The sequence below is a fragment of the Modestobacter sp. VKM Ac-2979 genome, from assembly GCF_026967995.1.
Classification (GTDB): domain Bacteria; phylum Actinomycetota; class Actinomycetes; order Mycobacteriales; family Geodermatophilaceae; genus Modestobacter.
The window spans coordinates 795,821-819,485 of the sequence record NZ_JAPVBO010000002.1; the positions used below are offsets into that span (position 1 = coordinate 795,821).

Here is a 23,665-nt window from a genome sequence, read left to right on the forward strand (position 1 = left end):
CGTGCCGCCCGCGGTCGTCCTCGTCACCGGCGTCAGCCGGTGGCTGGGCGGCGCGCTGGCGGCCGAGCTCGCTGCTGACCCGGCGATCACCCGGGTCATCGGGGTGGACACCGTCCCCCCGGCCCCCGAGGTGCTGCGTCGCCTCGGTCGCACCGAGTTCGTCCGCGCCGACATCCGCAGCCCGTTGATCGGGAAGGTGATCGAGTCGGCGTCGGTGGACACCGTCGTGCACATGAACATCAGCGCCACACCGGCCGGTGCCGGGGGGCGGGTGTCGATGAAGGAGCTCAACGTCATCGGCACCATGCAGCTGCTGGCTGCCTGTCAACGGTCTGCCGCGGTCCGCCGACTGGTCCTGAAGAGCACCAGCGCGGTGTACGGCGCCAGCTCCCGGGACCCTGCGGTCTTCACCGAGACCATGCAGGCCCGGCGGGTGCCCGGTGGCGGCTTCGCCAAGGACAGCCTCGACATCGAGGGGTACGTCCGCGCCTTCGCCCGTCGCCGCCCCGACGTGGGTGTCGCGGTGCTGCGGTTCACCAACCTCATCGGCCCGCGGATCGACTCGCTGCTGTCCGGGTTCCTCCGGATGCCCGTCGTCCCCACCGCCCTGGGGCACGACGCCCGGCTGCAGCTCCTCCACGAGGACGACGCCGTGGCCGTGCTCACGCGCGCCGCCACCGGCGACTTCGTCGGCACCGCGAACGTCGGTGCCGACGGCACGGTCCTGCTCTCCCAGGCGATCCGCCGGCTCGGCCGTGTCGCGTTGCCCCTGCCGGAGGCCGCGATGGGCTCTCTCGGCCGGACGACCCGCTGGGCCCGCCTGGTCGACTGGTCGCCGGAGCAGATGCGCTTCCTGAACTTCGGCCGGGTCATCGACACCCAGGTGCTGCGCGAGGAGTTCGGCTACGAGCCGCAGTACAGCACCGCCGAGGCCCTCGCCGACTACGGGCGCAGCCTGCCCCCGGTCGTCCGTGCCGAGCTCGTCGATGACGTCGCCGCCTCCGCGCGGACCGTGCTCGGCTCCGTCGCCGGTGGCGTGCACGCCGTGCAGGGCGCTCTCGGCAGCGTCACCGTAAGACGCCGCCGCGCTGCGCCCTCGGTGCCGGGCCTGCGGGCGGTGCGCGATGCCTGAGGCCCGGGTGATCCCCCTGCGCCCCGACGACGACCCGCCCCCGCAGCCCCCGGCGACCCCGCCGGGCTGGGACGAGCAGCTGGCCGGGGGTCTGGAGTTCCTGCGCCGCCGGCTGATCGGCGAGTACGACACCGACGAGTTCGGCTTCGACCCCGACCTCACCGACCACCTCCTGCTCCCGGGGCTCCGGCCGTTGTTCCACCGCTGGTTCCGGGTGGAGACCCAGGGGCTGGAGAACGTGCCGGACGTCGGGGGCGCCCTGGTGGTGGCCAACCACTCGGGCACCGTGCCGGTCGACGCGCTGATGGCCACGGTGGCGCTGCACGACGAGCACCCGGCGGCCCGCCGGCTCCGGCTGCTCGGTGCCGACCTGGTGTTCCAGGTCCCCTTCATCGGGTCCCTGGCACGGAAGCTGGGCGTCACCCTGGCCTGCAACGAGGACGCCGAGCGGCTGCTGTCCGGCGGGGAGCTGGTCGGGGTCTTCCCCGAGGGCTTCAAGGGCGTCGGCAAGCCGTTCCACGAGCGGTACACCCTGCAGCGGTTCGGTCGCGGCGGCTTCGTCAGCGCCGCGCTGCGCACCGGCACCCCGATCGTGCCGTGCGCGATCGTGGGGGCCGAGGAGATCTACCCGATGATCGGCAACGCCCGCACCGCCGCCCGGCTGCTCGGCCTGCCCTACTTCCCGATCACCCCGACCTTCCCGCTGCTGGGCCCGCTGGGTGCGGTCCCGCTGCCGTCGAAGTGGTTCATCGCCTTCGGCGAGCCGATCGAGACCGCGTCCTACGGGCCCGCGGCCGCCGACGACCCGATGGTCGTGTTCAACCTGACCGACCAGGTCCGCGAGACCATCCAGCACTCCCTCTACCGCCTCCTCCTCCAAAGACGCAGCGTCTTCAGCTGACCACCAACTGACCAGCTGACCAGCCGAAAGCCGACCAGACTCGACATCCGGCGCAGCCGGGCGCGACGACGGGGGCCGAGGCCCCCAGAGGAAGTGCAGGAAGCGGCTCAGCGCCGGTCGGGCACGGCACCCGACTGGCGGAGCAGGAGACGCGACGAAGTCGCGGGCACACCGAGCGGGGGCCCGCAGGGCCCCCCGAGGTGAGCCGGCAAACGGCTCAGCGCAGACCGGGCACGGCAGTTGGCCGCGATGCGATCCGGAGGATCGCCATCAAAACGGCCAGAGGCTGCGGCGGCGCAGCGCCAGCAAGCCGCCGACGACGCCGCCGGAGAGGGCGGCCGCGCCCACGGTGGGGACGCCGATCTTGGCGGCCTTGCGGCCGGTCCGGTAGTCCTTGACGGTCCAGCCGCGGGAGCGGGCGACGGCGCGCAGCTCGGAGTCCGGGTTCACCGCGACCGCGGTGCCGACCAGGGTCAGCATGGGCAGGTCGTTGGTCGAGTCGCTGTAGGCGGTGCAGCGGGCCAGGTCGAGGCCCTCCCGCTCGGCGATCGCCCGGACGGACTGTGCCTTGGACTCCCCGTGCATCATCTCGCCGACCAATCGGCCGGTGTAGCGGCCGTCGACGATCTCGGAGACGGTGCCCAGCGCGCCGGTCAGGCCGAGGCGGTGGGCGATGATCGAGGCGAGCTCGACCGGGGTGGCGGTGACCAGCCAGACCCGCTGGCCGGCGTCCAGGTGCTGCTGGGCGAGGTTGCGGGTGCCCGACCAGATGCGGTCGGCCATCAGCTCGTCGTAGATCTCCTCGCTGGCGTCGACGATCTCCTGCACCTCGCGGCCGGCGACGAACGCCAGGGCGTTGTCCCGGACGGTGTGCATGTCGGTCGCGCTCTCGCTCCCGGCGACCCGGAACTTGGCCTGCTGCCAGACGAACGAGGCGACGTCGCGGCTGGTGAAGTACTTGCGGGCGGCCAGGCCGCGGGCGAACCAGAAGAGCGAGGCGCCCATCATCATCGTGTTGTCGACGTCGAAGAACGCCGCTGCCGTGCGATCGGGCGCGGGGGCGGTGGCCTCGGTCTCCGCCGCGGCGGCCGAGGCGGCGCCGGCGACGAGCGCGCGGGCCTCGTCGTCCTCCAGCTCGACCGGGGTGCGCGCCCTGCGGCCCCGGAAGGGCACTCCGGCCATCCCGCACCACCTCCCCGGTGTCGCTCCGACGTCGTCGACCGCCACCTCGCTGACCGTCACCGCGACCCTATCGCCGGGTCACCCTCCCGTGGCCGGTCCGTCGGGCAGCAGTGCGGCCAGTCGGCGCACCGCCCGGTGCTGCAGCGCCTTCACCGCGCCGTCCTTGCGGCCCATGGCCGTGGCCGTCTCGGCCACCGACAGCCCCTGGAAGAAGCGCAGCACCACGCACTGCCGCTGGTCGGCGGACAGCAGCCGGACGCCGGCCAGCAGGTCCACGTTCGCCAGCCGCTGCAGCACGGCGTCCTCGGGGCCGTCGGTCGCCCGGTCCGCGTCCCGCATGTCGGCGGTGAGGACCTCCAGCCGGTGCCGGCCGCTCTTGACGTGGTCCAGCGCGATGTTGCGGGCGATGCTGATCAGCCAGGCTCCGACGTCCGGCCCCTGGAAGGTCAGGGAGTCGATCCGGCGCAGGGCGCGCGCGAACGTCTCGCTGGTGAGGTCCTCCGCCGTGGCCTGGTCGGCGACCCGGCGGGACAGGTAACGGTGGACGACGTCGGCGTACCGGTCGTAGAGCTGCCCGAACCCGTCCGCGTCACCGGCCTGCGCCCGGCCCACGAGCGCCCAGACCTCGGCCTCGGCCGGGGTCGGATCGCCACCCCGGCGCGGCCGGGGGACGACCGGCGATGGCGTCGGGGACGCGACGGCGGGAGACGTGACGGCCGGGGACGCGACGGAGGGGAGGCGGGTCATGCCGCTGTCGGACCTCCTCACATCCCTGCCGAGCTGAGCTGCTCGGGCGCCACGCAGCCACGGACGGTGCGGTCCGCCGCCCATGGTGACAACATCGTGCCGCTGCGTCCACGTCCCCGCCGTCCGAGACGGCTGCTGTCCCCGCGGAGGTCCGTCGTGCCGGTCGAACGAGAGCCGCACGAGCAGGCCGGACACCTGCAGGAGGGCCACGAGCAGGACGGTGCGGTGCGCTCCTTCTCCGCACTCGTCCGCCGCGCGGCCGCAGGCCACGGCGACGCGCCGGCGCTGGTCCACGGCGAACGCCGGCTGACCTGGTCGGAGGTCGACGCCCTGACCGACCGGGCGGCCGCGGGGTACCTCGAGCGCGGACTGGACGCCGGTGACCGGGTGGCGGTGCAGCTGCCCAACGGCGTGGACTGGGTGATCGCGGTGATGGGTGCGCTGCGGGCCGGGCTGGTCGTCGTCCCGGTCAACACCGCCTACACCGACCCGGAGGTCTCCCACCTGCTCGCCGACTCCGGTGCCCGGCTGCTCGTGGTGGCGGGGGAGCGGTCGGAGCTGGGCGGCGTCCCGGTGTGCGTCGGTCCCCCGGCAGCCGACGGCCCGCCGCCGGCCGACCCGGACGACCCGGACGCGCTGGCCCTGCTGGCCTACACCAGCGGCACCACCGGGCGGCCCCGCGGCGCGATGCTCACCCACGCCGCGCTGCTGGCCAACCAGCAGCAGTGCCTGGCGCTCCAGCCGCCGCCGGTGCGCACCGGCGACCGGGTGCTGCTGACCCTGCCGCTGTTCCACGTCTACGGCTTCAACAGCGGCTGGGGCCTGGTCGCGGCCACCGGTGCCTGTGCGGTGCTGCTGGACGAGTTCGACCCGGCGGGGTCCCTGGCGCTGATGGCCGCCGAGGAGGTGTCGGCGGTGCCGGGTGCCCCGCCGATGTACGCCGCCTGGCTGGCGGTGGCCGACGCGGCGGGCAGTGACGCCGTGCTCCGCCGCGGGTTCGCCGCCGTGCGCACGGCGAGCTGCGGTGCCGCGCCGATGCCCGGTGCGCTCTTCGAGGCCATGCGCACCCGCGCCGCGGTGACGGTCTGGGAGGGCTACGGGCTGACCGAGGCCGCCCCGGTGCTGGCCAGCACGCTGGCCACCGGGCGGGCGAAGCCGGAGTGCATCGGCGGTCCGCTGCCCGGTGTGGAGCTGGTGCTGCGGGACACCGCGGGCGGGCCGACCGCCGGGCCGGACCCGGGCAGCCGGGTGCGGGCCGACGTCTGGGGCGACCCGTTCGGCGACGAGGACGCCGACGGGGAGACCGGGGAGATCTGCGTGCGCGGCCCCAACCTGTTCGGCGGCTACTGGCCCGACGGGGCCGACGGCCCGGACGCCGACGGCTGGCTGCTCACCGGCGACATCGCCTACCGCGACGCCCAGGGCGACCTCAAGCTGGTCGACCGGCGCCGGGACCTGGTGCTGGTCAGCGGCTTCAACGTCTACCCGGGCGAGGTGGAGCGGGTGCTGGGCGAGCACCCCGGGGTGGCCGAGAGCGCGGTGATCGGCGTGCCGGACCAGCGCAGCGGCGAGGCGGTGCACGCCGTCGTCGTCCGCACCCCCGGCGCGGAGGTGACGGAGGCGCAGCTGCGCGAGCACGCCGGCCGGTCGCTGGCCCGGTTCAAGGTCCCGGTGGCCGTCCACTTCGTCCCCGAGCTGCCGCACTCCCTGGCCGGCAAGGTCAGCCGGGCCCGGCTCCGCGAGCTGGGGCTGGAGCGGGCCGCGGCCGCGGTGGACGCCGAGCAGTCGGCCGCGGAGGCCTCCGATGACTGAGCCGGCGCCCCGGCTGCAGCTGCTGAGCCGCGAGGGCTGTCACCTGTGCGTCATCGCCGCGGAGACGCTGACCCGGATCGCCGGGGAGGCCGGCCTGGGCGTCTCGCTGGTCGACGTCGACTCTGACCCGGAGCTGCGGATCGAGTACGGCGACCGGGTGCCGGTGGTCCTGCTGGACGGCCGGGAGCACAGCCACTTCACCGTCGACGTCCCGCGGCTCCGCCGCGACCTGGGCATCCCCGCGCCGTACTGACCCGCCCCGGATGGGACGGCGCGGGCGGCCGGTGAGATGCTGGGGCACCCGTACGGGGGTTCCTGAGGCGTGGTCCTCACCACAGCGGACGGCTGCGACCTGCACGGACGGTCTCGGCGACTTTGTTCAGGCGTTCACAAGCGGTTACCGTGGCGTTTGCCGGGTGCCGACGTGCCCGTCTCCCTGACCTGTCTGAGTCCCCCCGATCGTCCCCGGCCCGTCCGGGAGTGCGTTCGGATCGCTGTGGAGTCTGCCCGTGCCCCAGTCGCGGCCCCGGATCATCCCGGAGGCCACCGTTGCCCGGTTGGCCGTGTACCTGAGGGTGCTGGCCGGTCTCGCCGACGGCGGTCGCAGTCACGTCTCTTCCGGGGAGCTCGCCTCGGCGGCCGGGGTGAACCCCGCCGGTCTGCGCAAGGACCTGTCCTACCTCGGTCCCTGTGGCGTCCGCGGGGTCGGCTACTCGGTCTCGGGCCTGCGGGACCGGCTCACCGACGCCCTCGGTGGGGAGCGCTCCCGGCCCTGTGTGCTCATCGGGATCGGCCGGCTGGGGTCTGCGCTGGCCGACTACGCCGGGTTCGCCAGCCGGGGCTTCGAGTTCGTCGGCCTGCTGGACACCGATCCCGCGACGGTCGGGCACCGGGTCGGCGGCCTCCAGGTCCGCCCGGTCCAGGAGCTGGAGGCCGTCGTTGCCGAGACCCACGCGACGATCGGCGTCATCACGACACCGGCCGAGGTGGCCCAGTCGGTCTGCGACCGACTCGTCTCGGTCGGGGTGAGGAGCATCTTGAACTTCGCGCCGGTGGCGTTGACGGTCCCTGCGGGTGTCGACGTCCGCAAGGTCGACCTGTCCGTGGAGCTGCAGGTGCTGGCCTTCCTGGACCAGCAGCGCGACGGGACGCCGCCGCTGCTGGCCCCGCTGCGGGCCGCCCAGGGGGTCGCCCGATGAGCCTGCTCGCGGTCGGCATCAGCCACCAGACGGCGCCGGTGGCCCTGCTCGAGCAGGTGAGCATGACCGGCGACGACAAGGTCAAGACCCTGCACGAGCTGGTCGAGAGCGACCACGTCTCCGAGGCCATCGTGCTGGCCACCTGCAACCGGATCGAGGTGTTCGCCGAGGTCGACCGCTTCCACGGCGGGATCACCGACGTCAGCCGGGTGCTCGCCCGGCACGCCGGCGCGACGGTGGAGGAGCTCTCCCCGTACGTCACCGTCTACTACGAGGACCAGGCGATCGGGCACCTGTGCACCGTCGCCGCGGGCCTCGACTCGATGGTCGTCGGTGAGACCCAGGTGCTCGGGCAGCTGCGCGCCGCCTACGCCCTCGCCCAGGAGGAGGGCACGGTCGGGCGCGAGCTGCACCCGATCGCCCAGCGGGCGCTGCGCGTGGGCAAGCGCGTGCACGCCGAGACCGGCATCGACCGGGCCGGGGCCTCCCTGGTCTCGGTCGCCCTGGACCGGGTGTCGGAGACCCTCGGTGAGCTCGCCGACCGCCCGGTGCTGGTGGTGGGTGCCGGTTCGATGGGCGCCCTGGCCGCGACCACCCTGGCCCGGCGGGGCGCGGCGGTCACCGTCAGCAGCCGGACGCCGGCCAGTGCCGCCCGCCTGGCCGAGTCGATCGGCGGCCGGCAGGCCGACCTCGAGCAGCTGCCCGACGAGCTCGCTGCGGCCGACGTCCTGGTCACCTGCACCGGCGCCACCGGCACCGTGATCGGAACCGACCTGGTCGAGGAGGCCCTCCTCGGGCGGGCCGGGCGGCCGCTGGTGATCGTCGACCTCGCGCTCCCGCGCGACGTCGACGCCTCGGTCGGCGGCCTGCCCGGCGTGCACGTCGTGGACCTGGCGATGCTGCAGGGGGAGCGCGCCGCGCACCCCGGCCAGCCGGTCGCCGGCTCCGTCGCCGCCGACGACATCGCCGCCGCGCACGCCCTGGTCGAGCTGGAGACCTCGCTGCTGCGCGCCGAGCGGCAGGCCGCCGCGGTGGCCCCGACCGTCTCGGCGCTGCGCAGCCAGGCCGCCGAGGTGGTCGACGCCGAGCTGCTCCGGCTGTCCACGCGCCTGCCCGACCTGGACGCCAAGGCGCGCAGCGAGATCGCCCGCACCGTCCGCCGGGTGGTCGACAAGCTGCTGCACGAGCCCACCGTCCGGGTGAAGGAGCTGGCCGGTGCCCCCGGCGGCACCGACTACGCCGACGCGCTGCGTGCGCTGTTCGGACTGGGGCTGTCCGGTGTCACCGACGGGGAGCGCACCAGCCTCTCCGACGCGGTCACCGTCGACCCCGAGCTGCCGGCCGGCACCCCGCTGTCGGCGCTGGACCCGCGGGTCGACGCCACCCGCGACGGGCGCACCGGCGGCGCCGCGTGACCGGCGTGGAGTCGCCGCTGCGGCTGGGCACCCGGGCGAGCCAGCTGGCGCTCACCCAGTCCCAGCACGTCGCCGACGCGCTCACCGCGGCCACCGGCGTGCCGGTCGAGCTGGTGCACATCAGCACCTACGGCGACCGGTCCACCGAGGCGATCAACCAGCTCGGCGGCACCGGGGTCTTCGTCACCGCCCTGCGCGACGCCCTGCAGCAGGGCACCGTCGACCTCGCCGTGCACAGCTTCAAGGACCTGCCGACCTCGCCGAGCCCCGGCCTGACCGTGGCCGCCGTCCCGCCCCGGCAGGACCCCCGCGACGTGCTCGTCGCCCGTGACGGCCTCAGCCTCGGGGAGCTGCCCGCCGGCTCCCGGATCGGCACCGGTGCCCCCCGCCGGGTGGCCCAGTTGCGCGCCCTGGGCCTCGGCCTGGAGATCGTGCCGATCCGCGGCAACGTCGACACCCGGATGGGCCGGGTCACCTCCGGGGACCTGGACGCCGTCGTCCTGGCCCGGGCCGGTCTGGCCCGGTTGGACCGGCTGTCGGCGGTGACCGAGGTGCTCGACCCGATCCAGGTGCTCCCCGCCCCGGCGCAGGGTGCCCTCGCCGTGGAGTGCCGCGCCGACGACACCCGCGTGCGTGAGCTGCTCGCCGTGCTCGACGACCCCACGGCCCGGGCGTGCGTGGCGGCCGAGCGTGCGGTGCTCGCCGCGCTGGAGGCCGGGTGCAGCGCCCCGGTGGCCGCACACGCCGAGCTCGCCGAGGACGAGGACGGCGCCGCGGAGCTCTACCTGCGCGCGTCGGTCACCGCCCTCGACGGCAGCGACGGCGTCCGGAGCTCGATCACCGGGCCGGCCGTCGCGGCCGAGTCCCTGGGGCGCGAGCTGGCCGCCGAGCTGTTGGACCGAGGCGCGGCTGCGCTGATGGCAGCCAGCCGGTGACCGCCCCCCGCGGGGGCCACGCCCCCCGCCCCATCCGTCCCGTACCACCCGCAGCGACCCCCTCCCGGGGCAGGAACAGGAGCACGCGATGACGCGCTCACGCAAGCAGAACGGCAACGGCAAGGGCACGGTGGTCTTCGTGGGCGCCGGGCCCGGTGACCCGGAGCTGCTGACCGTCCGGGCCAGCGCCGCGATCGCCGGCGCCGACACGGTGCTGGCCGACCCCGAGGTCTCCGCCGCCGTCCGCGAGGCGCTGCTGGAGGCCCACCCGGACCTTGAGCTGACCACGGTCAGCGGCGAGCCGGCCGAGGTGGCCAAGTCCGCGGTGGCCGCGGCCAAGAACGGCAGCGTCGTCGTCCGGCTGATCGCCGGTGACCCGTTCACCAGCGACGCCGTGGTCAAGGAGGCGCTGGCGGTCACCCGCACCAGCGTCGCGTTCGACGTCGTCCCCGGCGTCGCGATCGGCACCGCCGTGCCCGCCTACGCCGGTGTCCCGCTGGGTGCCAGCTCGGTCCAGGCCGACCTGCGCACCCTGGACGCCCAGGTCGACCTGGCGGCGCTCGCCGCCGCCGCGACCGGCACCGGCAGCCCGCTGGTGCTGCAGGCCGACGCCGACCAGGTGGCCACCGCCGCAGCCGGCCTCCTCGACGGCGGCCTGTCCGGCAACACCCCGGTCGTCGTCACCACCCAGGGCACCGGGACGGCGCAGAAGAGCGTCGCCGCCAAGCTCGCCGCCGTCGCCGAGAAGTCCGCCGGGCTGGACAGCCTGGCCGGGCCGGTCGTGGTCACCGTCGGCGCCGTGGTCGACAAGCGCGCCAAGCTCTCCTGGTGGGAGAGCCGCCCGCTGTTCGGCTGGCGGGTGCTGGTGCCGCGCACCAAGGAGCAGGCCGGCGACATGAGCGAGCGGTTGCGCGCCTACGGGGCCGTGCCGGTGGAGGTGCCGACGATCGCCGTCGAGCCGCCCCGCAGCCCCGCGCAGATGGACCGCGCGGTCAAGGGCCTGGTCACCGGCCGCTACGGCTGGATCGTCTTCACCTCGACGAACGCGGTGCGCGCCGTCCGCGAGAAGTTCGCCGAGCTCGGCCTGGACGCCCGCGCCTTCGCCGGGGTCAAGGTCGCCTGCGTCGGGCAGCAGACCGCCGACGCCGTGCGCGAGTTCGGCATCGTGCCCGAGCTGGTGCCCAGCGGCGACCAGTCCAGCGAGGGCCTGCTGGCCGACTTCCCGCCGTACGACGACGTCTTCGACCCGATCGACCGGGTGCTGCTGCCCCGGGCCGACATCGCCACCGAGACCCTCGCGGCCGGGCTCAAGGAGCGCGGCTGGGAGATCGACGACGTCACCGCCTACCGCACCGTGCGGGCGGCGCCGCCGCCGGCGGCGGTGCGCGAGGCGATCAAGGGCGGCGGCTTCGACGCCGTCTGCTTCACCTCGTCCTCGACCGTGCGCAACCTGGTCGGCATCGCGGGCAAGCCGCACGCCCGCACCGTCGTCTCGGTGATCGGCCCGGCCACCGCGGCCAGCGCCACCGAGTTCGGCCTGCGGGTGGACGTGCAGCCGGAGACCGCGGCCGTCGGCCCGCTGGTCGACGCGCTCGCCGAGTTCGCCCAGGCCCGCCGGGCCGAGGCGGAGGCCGGGGAGTCCAAGTGACCACCGGCCAGGGCGGCACGAACCCCGGGTTCGCCCGGGGTCGTCGGCTGCGCTCGACCCCGGCCATGCGCCGGTGGACGGCGCAGACCCGGCTGTCCCCGGCCGACCTGGTGCTGCCGGTGTTCGTCAAGGAGGGCATCGCCGAGCCGGTGCCGATCAGCTCCATGCCCGGCGTCGTCCAGCACAGCCCCGAGTCGCTGCGGAAGGCCGCCACCGAGGCGGCCGAGGCCGGGATCAGCGGGCTGATGCTGTTCGGCATCCCGGCGGACAAGGACGCGGTGGGCTCCCAGGCCGACGCCGCCGACGGCGTGGTCAACGCGGCGCTGCAGCAGCTGCGGGCCGACCTCGGCGACGAGCTCGTCCTGATGGCCGACCTGTGCCTGTGCGAGTACACCGACCACGGGCACTGCGGCGTGGTCACCCCGGCGGGCGTCGTCGACAACGACCCGACGCTCGACCGGTACGCCGCCGTCGCGATCGCCCAGGCCCAGGCCGGGGCGCACGTGATCGCCCCGAGCGGGATGATGGACGGCCAGGTCGCGGTGATCCGCGCCGGGCTGGACAGCGCCGCGTACACCGAGACGCCGATCCTGGCCTACGCCGCCAAGTACGCCTCCGGGTTCTACGGGCCCTTCCGCGAGGCGGCCGAGGGTGCGCCGCAGTTCGGTGACCGCTCGACCTACCAGATGGACCCGCCGAACACCGACGAGGCGCTGCGCGAGGTGGCGCAGGACATCGCCGAGGGCGCGGACGCGGTGATGGTCAAGCCGGCCGGGCCCTACCTGGACATCATCGCCCGGGTGGCCGACGCCGTCGACGTCCCGGTGGCCGCCTACCAGGTCAGCGGCGAGTACGCGATGGTCGAGGCGGCCGCCGCCAACGGCTGGGTCGACCGCGAGCGGGCTGTCCTGGAGACGCTGACCTCGATCCGGCGCGCGGGTGCGGGTTCGGTGCTGACCTACTGGGCGGTCGAGGCCGCCCGCTGGTTGCGCTGACCCGGTCGTGAGCGCACCGCGGGACGTCGGCCACCTCGAGCGGGGCGGTTCGTGGCTCCCGCCCTGGCCGGTCGTCGCGGGGCTGGTCGGGTTGTTCGGGCTGGACGCCGTGCTGCCGCAGATCGAGGTGCCCGCGGTCGTCTGGGCCGTGACCGGCGGACTGGTGCTGGCCGGCACCGCGGTCGGCTGGCTGTCCGCTCGCCGGCTCTGGACGGTCGAGCTGGCCGGACGGGGCCAGGACGCGACCCTGCGCGTCGGCCGCGAGGAGCTCAGGCTGGCCGACGTCGACCTGGACCACTTGCGTGCGGTCTGCGACGGCGCTGCCGGGGCGGGGGCAGGTTCCCCGGTACTCGGTGGTTCCTGGTCGGTGCCGAAGGGCAGCGTCGGCCTGCCGCTGCGGCGCGTGGACGGGACGACCGTGCTCGTGCCGACCCGCGTTCCGCGGGAGCTCGGCGTGGCGCTGCTCACGGCTCACCCCGCGAGCGGCGGGGACACCGGAGCGCCTGGGACAGTGGGACCGTGACTGAGCCCTACCCGTACGAGGCCCCGGTGTCGGCAGAGCTGTTCGAGCGGGCGGGTCGGGTGACGCCCGGCGGGGTGAACTCCCCGGTGCGCGCGTTCCGGGCCGTCGGGGGCACCCCGCGGTTCATGGCCTCGGGCTCGGGTCCGTGGCTGACCGACGTGGACGGCCGCCGCTACGTGGACCTGGTGGCCTCCTGGGGCCCGATGATCCTGGGGCACGCCCACCCGGAGGTCGTCGCCGCCGTCACGGCCGCGGCCCGCAACGGGTTCACCTTCGGCACCCCCACCGCCGCGGAGGCCGAGCTGGCGGAGGAGATCGTCTCCCGGGTGGCCCCGGTCGAGCGGTTGCGGCTGGTCAACTCCGGCACCGAGGCGGTCCTCTCCGCGGTGCGGCTGGCCCGCGGGTACACCGGCCGGCCGCTCGTCGTGAAGTTCGCCGGCTGCTACCACGGGCACGTCGACGCCCTGCTCGCCTCGGCCGGTTCCGGCGTCGCCACCCTGGGCCTGCCGGACACCCCCGGGGTGACGACCGGGGCCGCGGCCGACACGATCGTGCTGCCCTACAACGACGTCGCGGCGGTCGAGGCCGTCTTCGCCGAGCGTGGCGACCAGATCGCCTGCGTGGTCACCGAGGCCGCCGCCGGCAACATGGGTGTCGTCCCGCCGCTGGACGGGTTCAACGGCCACCTGCGCCGGATCACCGCCGCGCACGGGGCGCTGCTGCTGGTCGACGAGGTGATGACCGGGTTCCGGGTCTCCGGCGCCGGTTGGTACGGCCTGGACCCGGTGGACGCCGACCTGTTCACCTTCGGCAAGGTCATGGGCGGCGGCATGCCGGCCGCGGCGTTCGGTGGCCGCGCCGACGTGATGGACCAGCTGGCCCCGTCCGGGCCGGTCTACCAGGCGGGGACCCTGGCCGGGAACCCGGTCGCGGTGGCGGCCGGCCTGACCACGCTGCGGCTGTGCACCGATGAGGTCTACGAGCGCTGCGACTCCGTGGCCGCCCTGCTGCGGGGCGCCGCCAGCGCCGCGCTGTTCTCCGCCGGGGTGCCGCACCGGGTGCAGCAGGCCGGCTCGATGTTCTCGGTCTTCTTCGTCCCGGACGAGCGCCAGGTGCGCGACTACGACGACGCTCGCAGCCAGGACGTCGCCGCGCACACCGCCTTCTTCCACGCCATGCTCGCCCGCGGCGTCTACCTGCCGCCCTCGGCGTTCGAGGCGTGGTTCGTCAGCGCCGCCCTGGACGACGAGGCGCTCGACCACGTGCTGGCCGCACTGCCCGCCGCCGCGTCGGCCGCCGCGGCCGCCGCCGGCGGCCCCGCCTCGCCCGAGGCCAAGGACACCCTGGAGCTGCAGCCGTGAGCGAGACGACCGTCGTCCACCTGATGCGGCACGGCGAGGTGCACAACCCCGCCGGCGTGCTCTACGGCCGGCTGCCCGGCTACCGGCTGAGCGAGGCCGGCGAGGGCATGGCCCGCACCGCGGCCGCCTGGTTCGCCGACCGCGACGTCACCCACCTGGTGGCCAGCCCGCTGGAGCGCGCGCAGCAGACCGCGCGCCCGATCGCCGACACGCTGGGGCTGGAGATCGCCACGGACGAGCGGCTGATCGAGGCCGGCAACTCCTTCGAGGGCAAGACCTTCGGCGTCGGTGACGGGGCGATGCGGCACCCGGGCAACTGGTGGCGGCTGCGCAACCCGTGGACGCCGTCGTGGGGCGAGCCGTACCGGGAGATCGCCGCGCGGATGCTCGGTGCGATCGACACCGCCCGGGACGCCGCCCGCGGGCACGCCGCCGTCTGCGTGAGCCACCAGCTGCCGGTCTGGACGGTGCGGCTGCACCTGGAGGGCCGTCGCTACCTGCACGACCCGCGACGGCGGGAGTGCGGGCTGGCCAGCGTCACCTCGCTCACCTACGACGGCGATCGGCTGGTGCGGCTGGAGTACGCCGAGCCGGCCGGGGCCACCGACCCCGATGCGGTGCCCGGTGCGTAGCCGACTGGCGGCGGCGCTGGCGGTGGCCGCGGTGCTCACCGCTGGCTGCAGCACCGGCGACGACCCCGTGGACGTGACCAACGGTGGTGAGTTCCGCTTCGTGGCGGGCACGCCGTCCGGCGAGGTCATCCCCGAGGGGGAGCGGGCCAGCGCCCCGGGCTTCTCCGGCACGCTGCTCGACGGCGGGGAGTTCGACTCCGGCGAGCTGGCCGGGGACGTCGCGGTGCTCAACTTCTGGGGGTCGTGGTGCGCGCCCTGCCGGGTGGAGAGCCCGGAGTTCCAGGAGGTCTACACCGAGGTCCGGGACGACGGCGTCCAGTTCCTCGGCCTGAACGTCAAGGACACCGAACAGCTGGCCAACGCCTTCCTGGAGAGCAAGGGGATCACCTTCCCCTCGCTGTTCGACCCCCGCGGTGAGGTGGCGCTGGCCTTCCGCGACTACCCGGCCGCCGCCATCCCCTCGACGATCGTGCTGGACCGTGAAGGTCGCGTCGCCGCGGTGTACACCGGTGCTGTGCGCCAGGACGACCTGCGCACCGTGATCACCCAGCTGACCGGGGAGGCCTGAGCCGTGGTGGAGGCCATCAGGGAGCTGATCGGCGACGGGCCGCTGCTGGTCGCCGCCGCGGTGGCGGCACTGGCCGGGCTGATCAGCTTCGCCTCGCCCTGCGTGCTGCCGCTGGTCCCCGGCTACCTCTCCTACGTCACCGGCCTGGTGGGCAGCGCCCCGCGGACGGCGGCTCCGGTCCCGGCTCCGGTCCCGGCGTCGGCCGGTGCCGTGCCGGGGGGCCAGCCCCTCGCCGGCGGCGCCTCGGTGGCCACCGCCGTCGGGCCGGTCGACGAGCGGGCCTCGCGCGGCCGGATGGTGCTGGGCTCGGTGTTGTTCGTGCTCGGCTTCACGGTGGTCTTCGTGGCGATCAGCAGCGCTGTCGGCGGGCTGGGCCGGCTGCTGCTCGAGTACAACGACGTGATCACCCGGGTGATGGGCCTGGTCACCATCGTGGTCGGGCTGGGCTTCCTCGGCTGGCTGCCGTTCCTGCAGCGCACCGCCCGGATCTCCGCCCGCCCCGCCGTCGGCCTGGCCGGCGCCCCGCTGCTGGGGGTGGTCTTCGGCCTGGGCTGGACCCCGTGCCTGGGCCCGACCCTGCAGGCCGTGCAGAGCCTGGCCTTCAGCGAGGCGACCGTGGGGCGGGGCGCGTTCCTGGGGCTGGCCTACTGCCTGGGGCTGGGCGTGCCGTTCGTGCTCGTGGCGCTGGGCGCCCGCTGGGCCGTGGGGGCCATGTCATTCCTGCGCCGCAACGCCCGCACGGTCACCCGGGTCGGTGGGATCGTGCTGATCGGCGTCGGGCTGATGCTGGTCACCGGCGCGTGGACCGAGCTGATGATCTGGCTGCGCGGCTGGCTGGCCGCCACCGGTCTGGCCGAGTCGGCGCCGCTGTGACCGCAACCGCTCCGCCGCGCCCGGCCGCACCGGCCAGCCCGCCGTCCCCGCCCTCGCCCGGCCGCCGGGTGGCGGGCCGGCTGCTGCGCTGGTGGCGGCAGCTCACCGCGATGCGCACGGCGCTGATCCTGCTGTTCCTGCTGGCCGTCGCGGCGATCCCGGGTTCGCTGCTGCCGCAGCGGTCGCTGTCGCAGAGCGACGTGGCCGGCTACCTGGCCGAGTACCCCACGCTCGGACCCTGGCTGGACCGGCTGTACCTGTTCGACGTCTTCAGCTCGCCCTGGTTCGCGGCGATCTACCTGCTGCTGTTCATCTCGCTGATCGGCTGCGTCGTGCCCCGGGCGATCGAGCACGGCCGCTCCCTGTTCACCCCGCCGCCGACGGCGCCCCGGCACCTGCAGCGGCTGCCGGAGTCGGCGGCGCTGACCACCTCGCTGGCCGGCCCGGCCGCGCTGGACGTGGTGGAGGAGGAGCTGCGGGTCCGCCGCTTCCGCGTCGTCCGCCGGGAGGGCCGGTCCGGTCCGGAGGTCTCCGCGGAGAAGGGCTACCTCCGGGAGACCGGCAACGTGCTCTTCCACCTCTCGCTGCTGGCGCTGCTGCTCGGCCTGGCCGGCGGGAAGCTCTGGGGCTACGAGGGCAGCATCCTGGTGACCGAGGGCCAGGGCTTCTGCAACGCGTTCCAGCAGTACGACACCCACCGGTCCGGGCCGCTGGTCGACGGTGAGGACCTCTCGCGGCTGTGCGTGGACCTCGACGACTTCCAGGCCGAGTACGAGGAGAACCTCACCGCGGCCTCGTACACCGCGGACATCAGCTGGGAGCTGGACGGCGCCGACCCGGTGGGCACCACCATCGGGGTCAACGACCCGCTGCGAGTGGGCGGCGACCGGGTCTACGTCACCGGGCACGGCTTCAGCCCCGTCTTCAGCATCACCCGGCCGGACGGGCAGACGTTCACCGACCTCTCCGCGCCGTTCCTCCCCGCCGACCTGGGGACGATGCTCAGCCAGGGCGTGCTCAAGGTGCCCGACCTGGGTGCCGGCTCGACCGAGCAGCTGGCGATCGAGGGCTTCCTCGCCCCGACCGGTGTGCTGCAGGCCGGCGTCCTCACCTCGATCGACCCGCAGCCGCTGGACCCGCAGGTCGGCATCGACGTCTACACCGGCTACCTGGGGCTGGACTCGGGCCTGCCGCAGTCGGTCTACGCGCTGGACCGGGAGCAGATCGACCGGGGTCTGCTGAACCGGGTGGCCCGGACGAACCTCGCCATCGGGGAGTCGACCACGCTGCCCGACGGCACCGTGGTCACCTTCAGCGGCCTGAAGGAGTTCGCGGCCCTGCAGGTCTCGCACGACCCCGGCCAGGTGTGGGTGCTGGGGGCGTCGATCGCCGTCCTGGTGGGCCTGCTGGGCATGCTGCTGGTGCGCCGGGAGCGGGTGTTCGCCCGCTCCGGCCCCGCACCGGACGGCGGGGGTACCGTGCTGTCGATCGGCTCGCTGACCCGCGGCAGCGCTGACACCGGTCCCCGCTTCACCTCGCTCACCGAGGACGTGCAGGCAGCCCTGGCCGCCCGCGCCGACGCCCCGGCGAGCACCCCAGCGGCCCGGGCACCCGGGCCGGCACCCGATGAGGAGGCACCGCCGTCGTGATCGACGAGTCGTTGGCCGCACTGTCCGACACCCTGTTCTCGATCAGCGTCGGCCTGTACTCCCTGGCCGTGGTCGCCTTCTGCGCCGAGCTGGCCTTCGGCCGGTCCGTCCGCGGGCGCAGCGAGCAGCTGGTCGCCGCCGGTGGCGTCCCCGCCCAGCCGCCGGTCGACGTCCGGGTCGCCGGCGAGCCGGTCGAGCCGGCGCGGGCCCGCCGGCTGGGCCTGGTCGCGATGGTGCTGACCGGCCTCGGCGCGGTGTCCCACGCCGGGGTGCTGGTGACCCGGGGCATGGCCACCGACCGGTTGCCCTGGGGCAACATGTACGAGTTCGCCACCGCGGTGGTCCTGGTCGCCGTCGTGGCCTACCTGGTGCTCGCCGTGCGGGCGCCGTCGCTGCGGCACATCGGCGTCTTCCTGCTGGCGCCCGTGGTGCTGTCGATGGTGCTGATCGGGCTGTTCCTGTACGCCGAGGCCGGCCCGCTGGTGGCCGCCCTGCGGTCCAGCTGGCTGGCGATCCACGTGAGCACCGCCACCATCGGGTTCGGCATCTTCTTCGTCAGCGGCATCGCCAGCGCGCTCTACCTGGTGCGCACCCGGCGGGACGCGACGGTGACCGCCGGTGCCTCCACGGGCGCTCCTGCTGCCCCCTCCCTGCTGGACCGGCTGCCCACGGCGGCGGCGCTGGACCGCACGGCCCACCGCACCGCCGTCTTCGGCTTCCCCATCTGGACCTTCGCGGTCATCGCCGGCGCGATCTGGGCGGAGAGCGCCTGGGGCCGGTTCTGGGGCTGGGACCCGAAGGAGACCTGGGCGTTCATCGCCTGGATCGTCTACGCGGCCTACCTGCACGCCCGCACCACGGCCGGTTGGCGGGGCCGCCCCTCGGCGTGGATCAACATCGTCGGCCTCGTGGTGATGATCTTCAACCTGCTGTTCGTCAACCTGGTGTCGACCGGCCTGCACAGCTACGGCGGCGTCTGACGCCTCTGGCGCTCCGAGGCGGGCCACCCACCGTCACGATCGGATGGACAGGGACCGCGCAGCCCCCGGAGAGATGCGCTCCGGGGGCTGGACCGTGCATCCTGACCGCATGACTGAGCGCGGCCGAGTCCACCGTGGGTAGGCACTCGGCGGGGAACGGTGCCCGCGTCGACCCGATCGTCGCGGACGCGCTGCGGCAGCGGACGACGTCGGTGGAGCCGGGCCCGCCCCGGCACGCGCCCGGCCTCCCCGACCGTCAGCAGGTCGACAGCCAGTCGGACGGCGGCCTCGGCTGGCCCGGCGAGCCTGGCGAGGGCTCCGGCCTCGGCTGGCCGGACCGCGACGACGCCACGCACCCCGCGGCCGACACGACGGAGTCCGCCACCACGGAGGCCGCGACTCCCGTGGCCCCGGCGGCCGGGGACGGACGACCTGCCGGGCGGCGGTTCGGCTGGCGCCGGTGGCTCGGCGTCAGCCCGGCCGCCTCTCCCGCGCCGTCCGGCAGCAACGCCGCCTGAGAAGGACGCCCAGGCGCAACGAGCCGTCAGCCCCGGAGGGCTGACGGCTCGTGGTGCGTCCGGGAGCGGGCCAGCGGGCCCGCAGGTCTCAGTTCAGGCTGCCGTCGTCCCGACGGGCCCGCCGCTCCAGCTCACGCAGGAACTCCGGGTCGTCGTCCGGGGCCACCGGCCGGGTGGGCCGCTGCGCTCGCGGTGGGCGGGGCCCACGCGGCGGGCGCTCCGGGCGACCGATGCCGCCCGACCCTCCTCGGCCACCGTCCTGCGCCGACGCGGCGCGCATCACGAGCACGACCACGGCCACCGCGATCACCAACATCACCAGGAAGACCATCAGGCCACCCCCCTCATCGCCACCAATGTACGACCGCGGCGATACTCGGACCCGGTGATCTCCTGCCCGACCGGGGCGGGCCCTGCGCCGGCGGTCCGCCGGGCGCGCACCCGAGGAGCCGGAGGGCGACATCGACGCGGTCGACGAGCAGTTGATCAGCCTGTTGCGGGCCAACGGCCGGGCCAGTTACGCCGAGCTCGCCCGGCAGGTCGGGCTCTCGGCCCCCTCGGTGCACGAGCGGGTCGGCAAGCTGGAGGCCGCCGGTGTGATCACCGGCTACCAGGCGCTGGTCGACCCGGCCTCGGTTGGGCTCGGCGTCACCGCCCTGGTCGGGGTGATCGAGAGCGACCAGGTCGACGACACCGGCCTGGAAGAGGCACTGGCGGAGCTGTCGTCGGTGGAGGACTGCTGGCGGGTCGCCGGCAGCGAGGGGTACGTGCTCAAGGTGCGGGTTCCCGACATCCGGGCACTGGAGGACACCATCAGTGCGTTGAACAGGGTCCGGGGCGTCGCACGCACCCGGACGACCGTGGTGCTGTCGACCAAGTGGGAGGGCCGTCGTGGCTGAGCAGATGAGGGCAGCCGGGGCCTCCGTGCCCGGGGGCACCGACGGCAGGGCGCCGAGCCAGGGTGGTGTCGCGAAGTGGCTGGCGATCTACACCCTCGGGCGGCTGGCGATCGCCGCCGCGCTGATCGGGCTGCTGTGGGTGCTCGGGCTGCCCGGCACCCCCGGCTTCCTGTTCGGGGTGCTGCTGGCGATGCCGGTGTCCTACCTGGCGCTGGGCCGGGTGCGCGAGCAGCTGACCGGTGCCCTGGTGGCACGCAACGAGCGCAAGGAGCGGCTGCGCGCCGAGCTCCGCGGCACCGCCGCCGACGACGCCTGAAGAAGGACCCCGCCACGAGCGGGCGAGTGGTGGGGGGCGGCAGGGTCCTTCGTCAGCTGAGGGCGAGGCCGAGGCCGAGCAGGACGCCGGTGACCAGGGTGAGCTGACCGGTGGCCTTGAGCGCGCCGATCAGCGCCGGCCCGCGGCCGCCGCCCAGCACCGTGCGCACCGGCGGCACCGCCAGCGGGGCGGCGAGCAGACCGAGCAGCGCCCAGGGCCGGACCACGCCGATCCCGGCGATCACGGCGAAGGCGACGACCAGCAGCCCGGTGTAGAAGAGCCGGGTGCGGGCCTCGCCGAGCAGCACCGCCAGCGTCCGCTTGCCGACGGCGGCGTCCCCGTGCACGTCGCGGAGGTTGTTGACGACCAGGAGCGCCGTCGAGAGCAGCCCGATCGGCACCGCGGCGGCGAACGCCAGCCCGTCCAGCGTCTCGGTCTGGGCGAACGTCGTCCCGACCACGGCGACCAGGCCGAAGAAGACGAAGACGAAGACCTCGCCCAGCGCCCGGTAGCCGTAGGGGATCGGGCCGCCGGTGTAGGTCCAGGCCGCCAGGATGCTCACCGCGCCGACGGCGACCAGCCACCAGCTGGACACCGCTGCGAGCGCCAGGCCGGCCACCGCCGCCACCGCGAAGGACGCCAGCGCGGCGACCAGCACCTGGTGCGGGGTGGCCGCGCCGGAGCCGACCAGCCGCATCGGGCCGACCCGGTCGGCGTCGGTGCCGCGCTTCCCGTCGGAGTAGTCGTTGGCGTAGTTGACCGCCACCTGCAGCGCGAGCGCGACGGCCAGGGCGAGCAGCGCGGGCACCAGCCGGAAGCCGTCGAGCGCGGCCGCGGCGCCGGAGCCGACGAGCACAGGGGCGAGCGCGGCGGGCAGCGTGCGGGGTCGGGCGCCTGCCAGCCACTGGGCGGGGGTGGCCATCAGTCGGTTCCTCTCGGCGTGCGTGTGATCAGCGTGCGTGCGACGGCCCGGCGGTCGGGCTTGCCGGTGTGCAGGGTGGGCACGGCGTCGACGACCGTCAGCTCGCGGGGGGCGGCGGCCGCGCCGAGCCGGGCGGTGACCCAGGGGCGCAGCTCAGCCAGGTCCGGGGTGGTGCCGGGGGCGGCGACGACGGCGGCGACCACCCGCTGCCCCCACTCGGGGTCGGGGAGCCCGGTGACGACGGCGTCGGTGACCGACGGGTGCTCGCGCAGCACCGCCTCGACCGCCTGCGGGGAGACGTTGACCCCGCCGCTGATCACCACGTCGTCCAGCCGGCCGTGCACGGTGAGCCGGCCGGCGTCGTCCAGCGAGCCGGCGTCCCGGGTGCGGAACCAGCCGTCGCGGAAGGCGGCCGCCGTCCCGGCCGGGTCGAGCCGGTAGCCGTGCGCCAGCACCGGGCCGGCCAGCTCGATCCCGTCGGCCACCCGCACGGAGACCCCCGCCAGCGGCACGCCGTCGTAGACGCAGCCGCTGGCGGTCTCGCTCATGCCGTAGGCGGTGCGCACCTGCACCCCGGCGCGGCGGGCGGCCGCGAGCAGGGCGCGGTCGGTGGCGGCGCCGCCGATCAGCACACCGTCGAAGGACGCCAGCGCAGCCGGCTCGTCGGCCAGGTACCGGCGCAGCTGGGTGGGCACCAGCGCGACGTGGCGGCGGTCGCCGGCCGGCAGCCGGGCCGCGGCGGTGGCCAGTGACTCGCCCCGGCCCAGGACGACGGGCTCCCGGCCGGCCAGTGCGGTGCGGACCAGCACCTGCAGCCCGCCGATCGCCGAGGTCGGCAGGGCGAGCAGCCAGCTGCCGGGGCCGCCGAGCCGGTCGGCGGTGGCGGCCGCCGAGGCCCGGAGCGCCGCCGCGGAGAGCAGCACGCCCTTGCCGGCACCGGTCGACCCGGAGGTGACCACGACCAGGTCGGTGCCCGGCTCCAGCGGCTCGTCCGGCCGGAGCACCGCACGTGCGGTGTCGGCGGGCCCGGTGCCGGCGGGCAGCACGGCCAGCGGCCCGTCGCCGTCCAGGCTGCGGAGGAGCGCCGGCCAGACGGTGGACAGCACCGACGCGGCCCCCTCCGGCGGCGGCGCGGCCACGAGGGTCAGCTGCCGGTGCACGAGGAGTCAGGCTACGGCGGCCCGCACTCAGAACAGGTCGGGCACCAGCGCCAGGACGACGAACCGGATCGCGCGGCCGATCAGGCAGGTCACCACGAACGCCCGCAGGCTCATCTTCGACGTCCCGGCGTAGAAGGCGATGGCCAGCAGCGGCGGGATGCCCACCGAGCCGCTGAGCAGCACCACCCCCGGACCCCAGCGGCCGGACAGCAGCGCGACGCCCCGGGCGTTGACCCGGCTCAGCCAGCGGCCAACCGGCCGGAGCGCCCGCTTCACCGGCCCGCCCGGGGGTGGCTCCCCAGCCGCCTCGGCGGCGGCGATGGCGGCCGCCTCCGCCGCCCCCCGCTCCCGCAGCCGCTCCAGCCAGCGGGAGCTGGTCGCGCCCCGGGCGGCGGAGAACAGCAGCACCTTGCCCGTGGTCTGGCCGATCGCCGCGGCGACGGCGCCGGCGACGGCCACGGTGGGGGAGTGGGTCACCGCCAGGCCGATCACGTAGGCCTCCACCGGCAGGAACGGGGTGACCGCGGAGACCGCGCCGACCACCAGGCCGAGGGCGATGAGCCCGATCGCGCCGGCGTCAGGCACGGGCGGCGGCGCCCGGGGTCGGCTGCCGGACGTGCACCGGGTCGGTCGGCCGGGGCAGCCGCAGCACCCGGCCCAGCGACCAGACCTTGATCACCAGCACCACCGAGGCGGCGACCAGGGCCACGCGCTGGTCGGGCACGAACACCAGCAGCAGCACCAGCAGGGTGGTGTTGGTGACCTTGGCGACCACGTGCCAGTTCAACGTCCAGGCCAGCCGGTCGACGAGATAGAAGTAGTTGGGCGAGAGCACCGGCCAGCGCATCGGCAGCAGGGTCAGCGGCAGGTCGACCACGACGAACTGGAAGAGGAACACCGCCACCGGCCACGGTGCGTCGATGAACATCAGCAGCACCAGGGCGCAGCTGATGCAGTTGATCCGGTCGCAGACCACGTCGAACACCGCACCGAAGCGGGTCTCCTGGTCCCGCCAGCGGGCGACGTTGCCGTCGGCGGAGTCGCCGATCCAGTAGGTCAGGTAGGCGGCGAGCAGCCACGGCCACGAGTGCTGGACGGCGGCGGTGGTCACCAGCGCCAGCGACGCCAGCGTGCGCACCACGGTGACCAGGTTCGCGGCGTTGCGCAGCTGGCGGGGGTCCTCGCAGGCGCAGCCGCGCACGCCGCACCGCACCGGCAGCCCGGGACGGCGGGGGGTGCGGTCGGCGGCGACGGTCCCTGGAGCCGTCGAGTGGGCCACAGGGGACCTCCGGGTCTCG

26 protein-coding genes are annotated in these 23,665 nt (G+C 75.1%); 19 read left to right on the forward strand and 7 right to left on the reverse strand.

What is annotated here, in order from left to right:
- Nucleotide 1 precedes the first annotated feature (1 nt).
- Nucleotides 2-1,132: an NAD-dependent epimerase/dehydratase family protein gene (locus O2W15_RS08475; protein ID WP_269179085.1), complete on the forward strand. Its 1,131-nt coding sequence runs from the start codon at nucleotides 2-4 to the stop codon at nucleotides 1,130-1,132.
- Nucleotides 1,125-2,033 carry a lysophospholipid acyltransferase family protein gene (locus O2W15_RS08480; RefSeq protein ID WP_269179086.1) on the forward strand — a complete coding sequence of 303 codons (909 nt, stop codon included), beginning with the start codon at nucleotides 1,125-1,127 and terminating at the stop codon, nucleotides 2,031-2,033. Before O2W15_RS08475 ends, O2W15_RS08480 begins: the two co-directional genes overlap by 8 nt.
- A gap of 270 nt (nucleotides 2,034-2,303) precedes the next feature.
- Here the strand turns inward: O2W15_RS08480 and O2W15_RS08485 are convergent, their stop codons facing one another.
- Both O2W15_RS08485 and O2W15_RS08490 read right to left on the reverse strand, forming a co-directional pair.
- Nucleotides 2,304-3,215: an HAD family hydrolase gene (locus tag O2W15_RS08485; RefSeq protein ID WP_269179087.1), complete on the reverse strand. Its 912-nt coding sequence runs from the start codon at nucleotides 3,213-3,215 to the stop codon at nucleotides 2,304-2,306.
- 78 nt (nucleotides 3,216-3,293) lie between these two features.
- On the reverse strand, nucleotides 3,294-3,962 hold the full coding sequence (locus tag O2W15_RS08490) for a sigma-70 family RNA polymerase sigma factor (protein ID WP_269179088.1): 669 nt from the start codon (nucleotides 3,960-3,962) through the stop codon (nucleotides 3,294-3,296).
- A 156-nt stretch (nucleotides 3,963-4,118) separates the two neighbouring features.
- Here O2W15_RS08490 and O2W15_RS08495 point away from each other — a divergent pair, with 156 nt between their 5' ends.
- The 15 genes from O2W15_RS08495 (at nucleotide 4,119) to O2W15_RS08565 (ending at nucleotide 19,070) form a co-directional block, all read left to right on the forward strand.
- Nucleotides 4,119-5,774, forward strand: coding sequence for a class I adenylate-forming enzyme family protein (locus O2W15_RS08495; protein ID WP_269179089.1), 1,656 nt, complete (start codon nucleotides 4,119-4,121; stop codon nucleotides 5,772-5,774).
- Nucleotides 5,767-6,027 (forward strand): glutaredoxin family protein, encoded by a 261-nt coding sequence (locus O2W15_RS08500; protein WP_269179090.1) that lies wholly within the window; start codon nucleotides 5,767-5,769, stop codon nucleotides 6,025-6,027. Before O2W15_RS08495 ends, O2W15_RS08500 begins: the two co-directional genes overlap by 8 nt.
- Nucleotides 6,028-6,283: 256 nt before the next feature.
- A complete protein-coding gene (locus tag O2W15_RS08505) occupies nucleotides 6,284-6,973 on the forward strand; it encodes a redox-sensing transcriptional repressor Rex (protein WP_269162873.1) in 690 nt (229 codons plus the stop codon).
- Nucleotides 6,970-8,388, forward strand: coding sequence for a glutamyl-tRNA reductase (locus O2W15_RS08510; RefSeq protein ID WP_269179091.1), 1,419 nt, complete (start codon nucleotides 6,970-6,972; stop codon nucleotides 8,386-8,388). The genes O2W15_RS08505 and O2W15_RS08510 overlap by 4 nt, the downstream gene beginning before the upstream one ends.
- The gene (gene hemC, locus O2W15_RS08515) at nucleotides 8,385-9,323 is read left to right on the forward strand and encodes a hydroxymethylbilane synthase (protein WP_269179092.1); all 939 of its coding nucleotides are present in this window, start codon (nucleotides 8,385-8,387) and stop codon (nucleotides 9,321-9,323) included. Before O2W15_RS08510 ends, hemC begins: the two co-directional genes overlap by 4 nt.
- 88 nt (nucleotides 9,324-9,411) lie before the next feature.
- A complete protein-coding gene (locus tag O2W15_RS08520; RefSeq protein ID WP_269162876.1) occupies nucleotides 9,412-10,971 on the forward strand; it encodes a uroporphyrinogen-III synthase in 1,560 nt (519 codons plus the stop codon).
- Entirely contained in the window at nucleotides 10,968-11,966 is a 999-nt protein-coding gene (gene hemB / locus O2W15_RS08525; RefSeq protein WP_269179093.1) for a porphobilinogen synthase, read from the forward strand. The genes O2W15_RS08520 and hemB overlap by 4 nt, the downstream gene beginning before the upstream one ends.
- A gap of 7 nt (nucleotides 11,967-11,973) precedes the next feature.
- Nucleotides 11,974-12,489, forward strand: coding sequence for a hypothetical protein (locus O2W15_RS08530; protein WP_269179094.1), 516 nt, complete (start codon nucleotides 11,974-11,976; stop codon nucleotides 12,487-12,489).
- A complete protein-coding gene (gene hemL / locus O2W15_RS08535) occupies nucleotides 12,486-13,850 on the forward strand; it encodes a glutamate-1-semialdehyde 2,1-aminomutase (RefSeq protein ID WP_269179095.1) in 1,365 nt (454 codons plus the stop codon). Before O2W15_RS08530 ends, hemL begins: the two co-directional genes overlap by 4 nt.
- Nucleotides 13,847-14,482, forward strand: coding sequence for a histidine phosphatase family protein (locus tag O2W15_RS08540; protein ID WP_036333148.1), 636 nt, complete (start codon nucleotides 13,847-13,849; stop codon nucleotides 14,480-14,482). Before hemL ends, O2W15_RS08540 begins: the two co-directional genes overlap by 4 nt.
- A complete protein-coding gene (locus O2W15_RS08545) occupies nucleotides 14,475-15,050 on the forward strand; it encodes a TlpA family protein disulfide reductase (protein ID WP_269162879.1) in 576 nt (191 codons plus the stop codon). The genes O2W15_RS08540 and O2W15_RS08545 overlap by 8 nt, the downstream gene beginning before the upstream one ends.
- Before the next feature lie 6 nt (nucleotides 15,051-15,056).
- On the forward strand, nucleotides 15,057-15,923 hold the full coding sequence (locus O2W15_RS08550) for a cytochrome c biogenesis protein CcdA (protein ID WP_269179096.1): 867 nt from the start codon (nucleotides 15,057-15,059) through the stop codon (nucleotides 15,921-15,923).
- Nucleotides 15,920-17,572, forward strand: a complete 1,653-nt coding sequence (gene resB, locus O2W15_RS08555; protein ID WP_269179097.1) for a cytochrome c biogenesis protein ResB — start codon at nucleotides 15,920-15,922, stop codon at nucleotides 17,570-17,572. The genes O2W15_RS08550 and resB overlap by 4 nt, the downstream gene beginning before the upstream one ends.
- Nucleotides 17,569-18,552: a c-type cytochrome biogenesis protein CcsB gene (gene ccsB / locus O2W15_RS08560; RefSeq protein WP_269179098.1), complete on the forward strand. Its 984-nt coding sequence runs from the start codon at nucleotides 17,569-17,571 to the stop codon at nucleotides 18,550-18,552. Before resB ends, ccsB begins: the two co-directional genes overlap by 4 nt.
- A 134-nt stretch (nucleotides 18,553-18,686) precedes the next feature.
- Nucleotides 18,687-19,070: a hypothetical protein gene (locus O2W15_RS08565; protein ID WP_269179099.1), complete on the forward strand. Its 384-nt coding sequence runs from the start codon at nucleotides 18,687-18,689 to the stop codon at nucleotides 19,068-19,070.
- Nucleotides 19,071-19,158: 88 nt separating this feature from the next.
- Here O2W15_RS08565 and O2W15_RS08570 read toward each other — a convergent pair whose 3' ends face one another.
- Nucleotides 19,159-19,401: a hypothetical protein gene (locus O2W15_RS08570; RefSeq protein WP_036333158.1), complete on the reverse strand. Its 243-nt coding sequence runs from the start codon at nucleotides 19,399-19,401 to the stop codon at nucleotides 19,159-19,161.
- A 130-nt stretch (nucleotides 19,402-19,531) separates the two neighbouring features.
- Between O2W15_RS08570 and O2W15_RS08575 the strand changes: the two genes are divergently transcribed.
- Both O2W15_RS08575 and O2W15_RS08580 read left to right on the forward strand, forming a co-directional pair.
- Complete coding sequence (locus O2W15_RS08575) at nucleotides 19,532-19,969, forward strand: Lrp/AsnC family transcriptional regulator (protein WP_269179138.1); 438 nt, start codon at nucleotides 19,532-19,534, stop codon at nucleotides 19,967-19,969.
- On the forward strand, nucleotides 19,962-20,285 hold the full coding sequence (locus tag O2W15_RS08580) for a DUF4229 domain-containing protein (protein WP_269179100.1): 324 nt from the start codon (nucleotides 19,962-19,964) through the stop codon (nucleotides 20,283-20,285). Before O2W15_RS08575 ends, O2W15_RS08580 begins: the two co-directional genes overlap by 8 nt.
- Nucleotides 20,286-20,337: 52 nt before the next feature.
- Here the strand turns inward: O2W15_RS08580 and O2W15_RS08585 are convergent, their stop codons facing one another.
- Genes O2W15_RS08585 through O2W15_RS08600 form a run of 4 tightly spaced genes read right to left on the reverse strand, consistent with a single transcriptional unit; the run spans nucleotide 20,338 to nucleotide 23,646 of the window.
- Nucleotides 20,338-21,207, reverse strand: coding sequence for a 1,4-dihydroxy-2-naphthoate polyprenyltransferase (locus tag O2W15_RS08585; RefSeq protein ID WP_269179101.1), 870 nt, complete (start codon nucleotides 21,205-21,207; stop codon nucleotides 20,338-20,340).
- Nucleotides 21,207-22,367 carry an o-succinylbenzoate--CoA ligase gene (menE, locus tag O2W15_RS08590; protein ID WP_269179102.1) on the reverse strand — a complete coding sequence of 387 codons (1,161 nt, stop codon included), beginning with the start codon at nucleotides 22,365-22,367 and terminating at the stop codon, nucleotides 21,207-21,209. Before menE ends, O2W15_RS08585 begins: the two co-directional genes overlap by 1 nt.
- A gap of 27 nt (nucleotides 22,368-22,394) precedes the next feature.
- The gene (locus tag O2W15_RS08595; protein ID WP_269179103.1) at nucleotides 22,395-22,952 is read right to left on the reverse strand and encodes a hypothetical protein; all 558 of its coding nucleotides are present in this window, start codon (nucleotides 22,950-22,952) and stop codon (nucleotides 22,395-22,397) included.
- Nucleotides 22,945-23,646, reverse strand: a complete 702-nt coding sequence (locus O2W15_RS08600; protein WP_269179104.1) for a CDP-alcohol phosphatidyltransferase family protein — start codon at nucleotides 23,644-23,646, stop codon at nucleotides 22,945-22,947. The genes O2W15_RS08595 and O2W15_RS08600 overlap by 8 nt, the downstream gene beginning before the upstream one ends.
- Nucleotides 23,647-23,665: the final 19 nt, after the last annotated feature.

Coding starts and splice junctions, on each gene's coding strand:
- O2W15_RS08485 (WP_269179087.1), bottom strand. CDS start 3,215: ATGGCCGGAGTGCCCTTCCGGGGCCGCAGGGCGCGCACCCCGGTCGAG.
- O2W15_RS08585 (WP_269179101.1), bottom strand. CDS start 21,207: ATGGCCACCCCCGCCCAGTGGCTGGCAGGCGCCCGACCCCGCACGCTG.
- O2W15_RS08510 (WP_269179091.1), top strand. CDS start 6,970: ATGAGCCTGCTCGCGGTCGGCATCAGCCACCAGACGGCGCCGGTGGCC.
- O2W15_RS08570 (WP_036333158.1), bottom strand. CDS start 19,401: ATGGTCTTCCTGGTGATGTTGGTGATCGCGGTGGCCGTGGTCGTGCTC.
- O2W15_RS08520 (WP_269162876.1), top strand. CDS start 9,412: ATGACGCGCTCACGCAAGCAGAACGGCAACGGCAAGGGCACGGTGGTC.
- O2W15_RS08480 (WP_269179086.1), top strand. CDS start 1,125: ATGCCTGAGGCCCGGGTGATCCCCCTGCGCCCCGACGACGACCCGCCC.
- O2W15_RS08500 (WP_269179090.1), top strand. CDS start 5,767: ATGACTGAGCCGGCGCCCCGGCTGCAGCTGCTGAGCCGCGAGGGCTGT.
- O2W15_RS08490 (WP_269179088.1), bottom strand. CDS start 3,962: ATGACCCGCCTCCCCTCCGTCGCGTCCCCGGCCGTCACGTCTCCCGCC.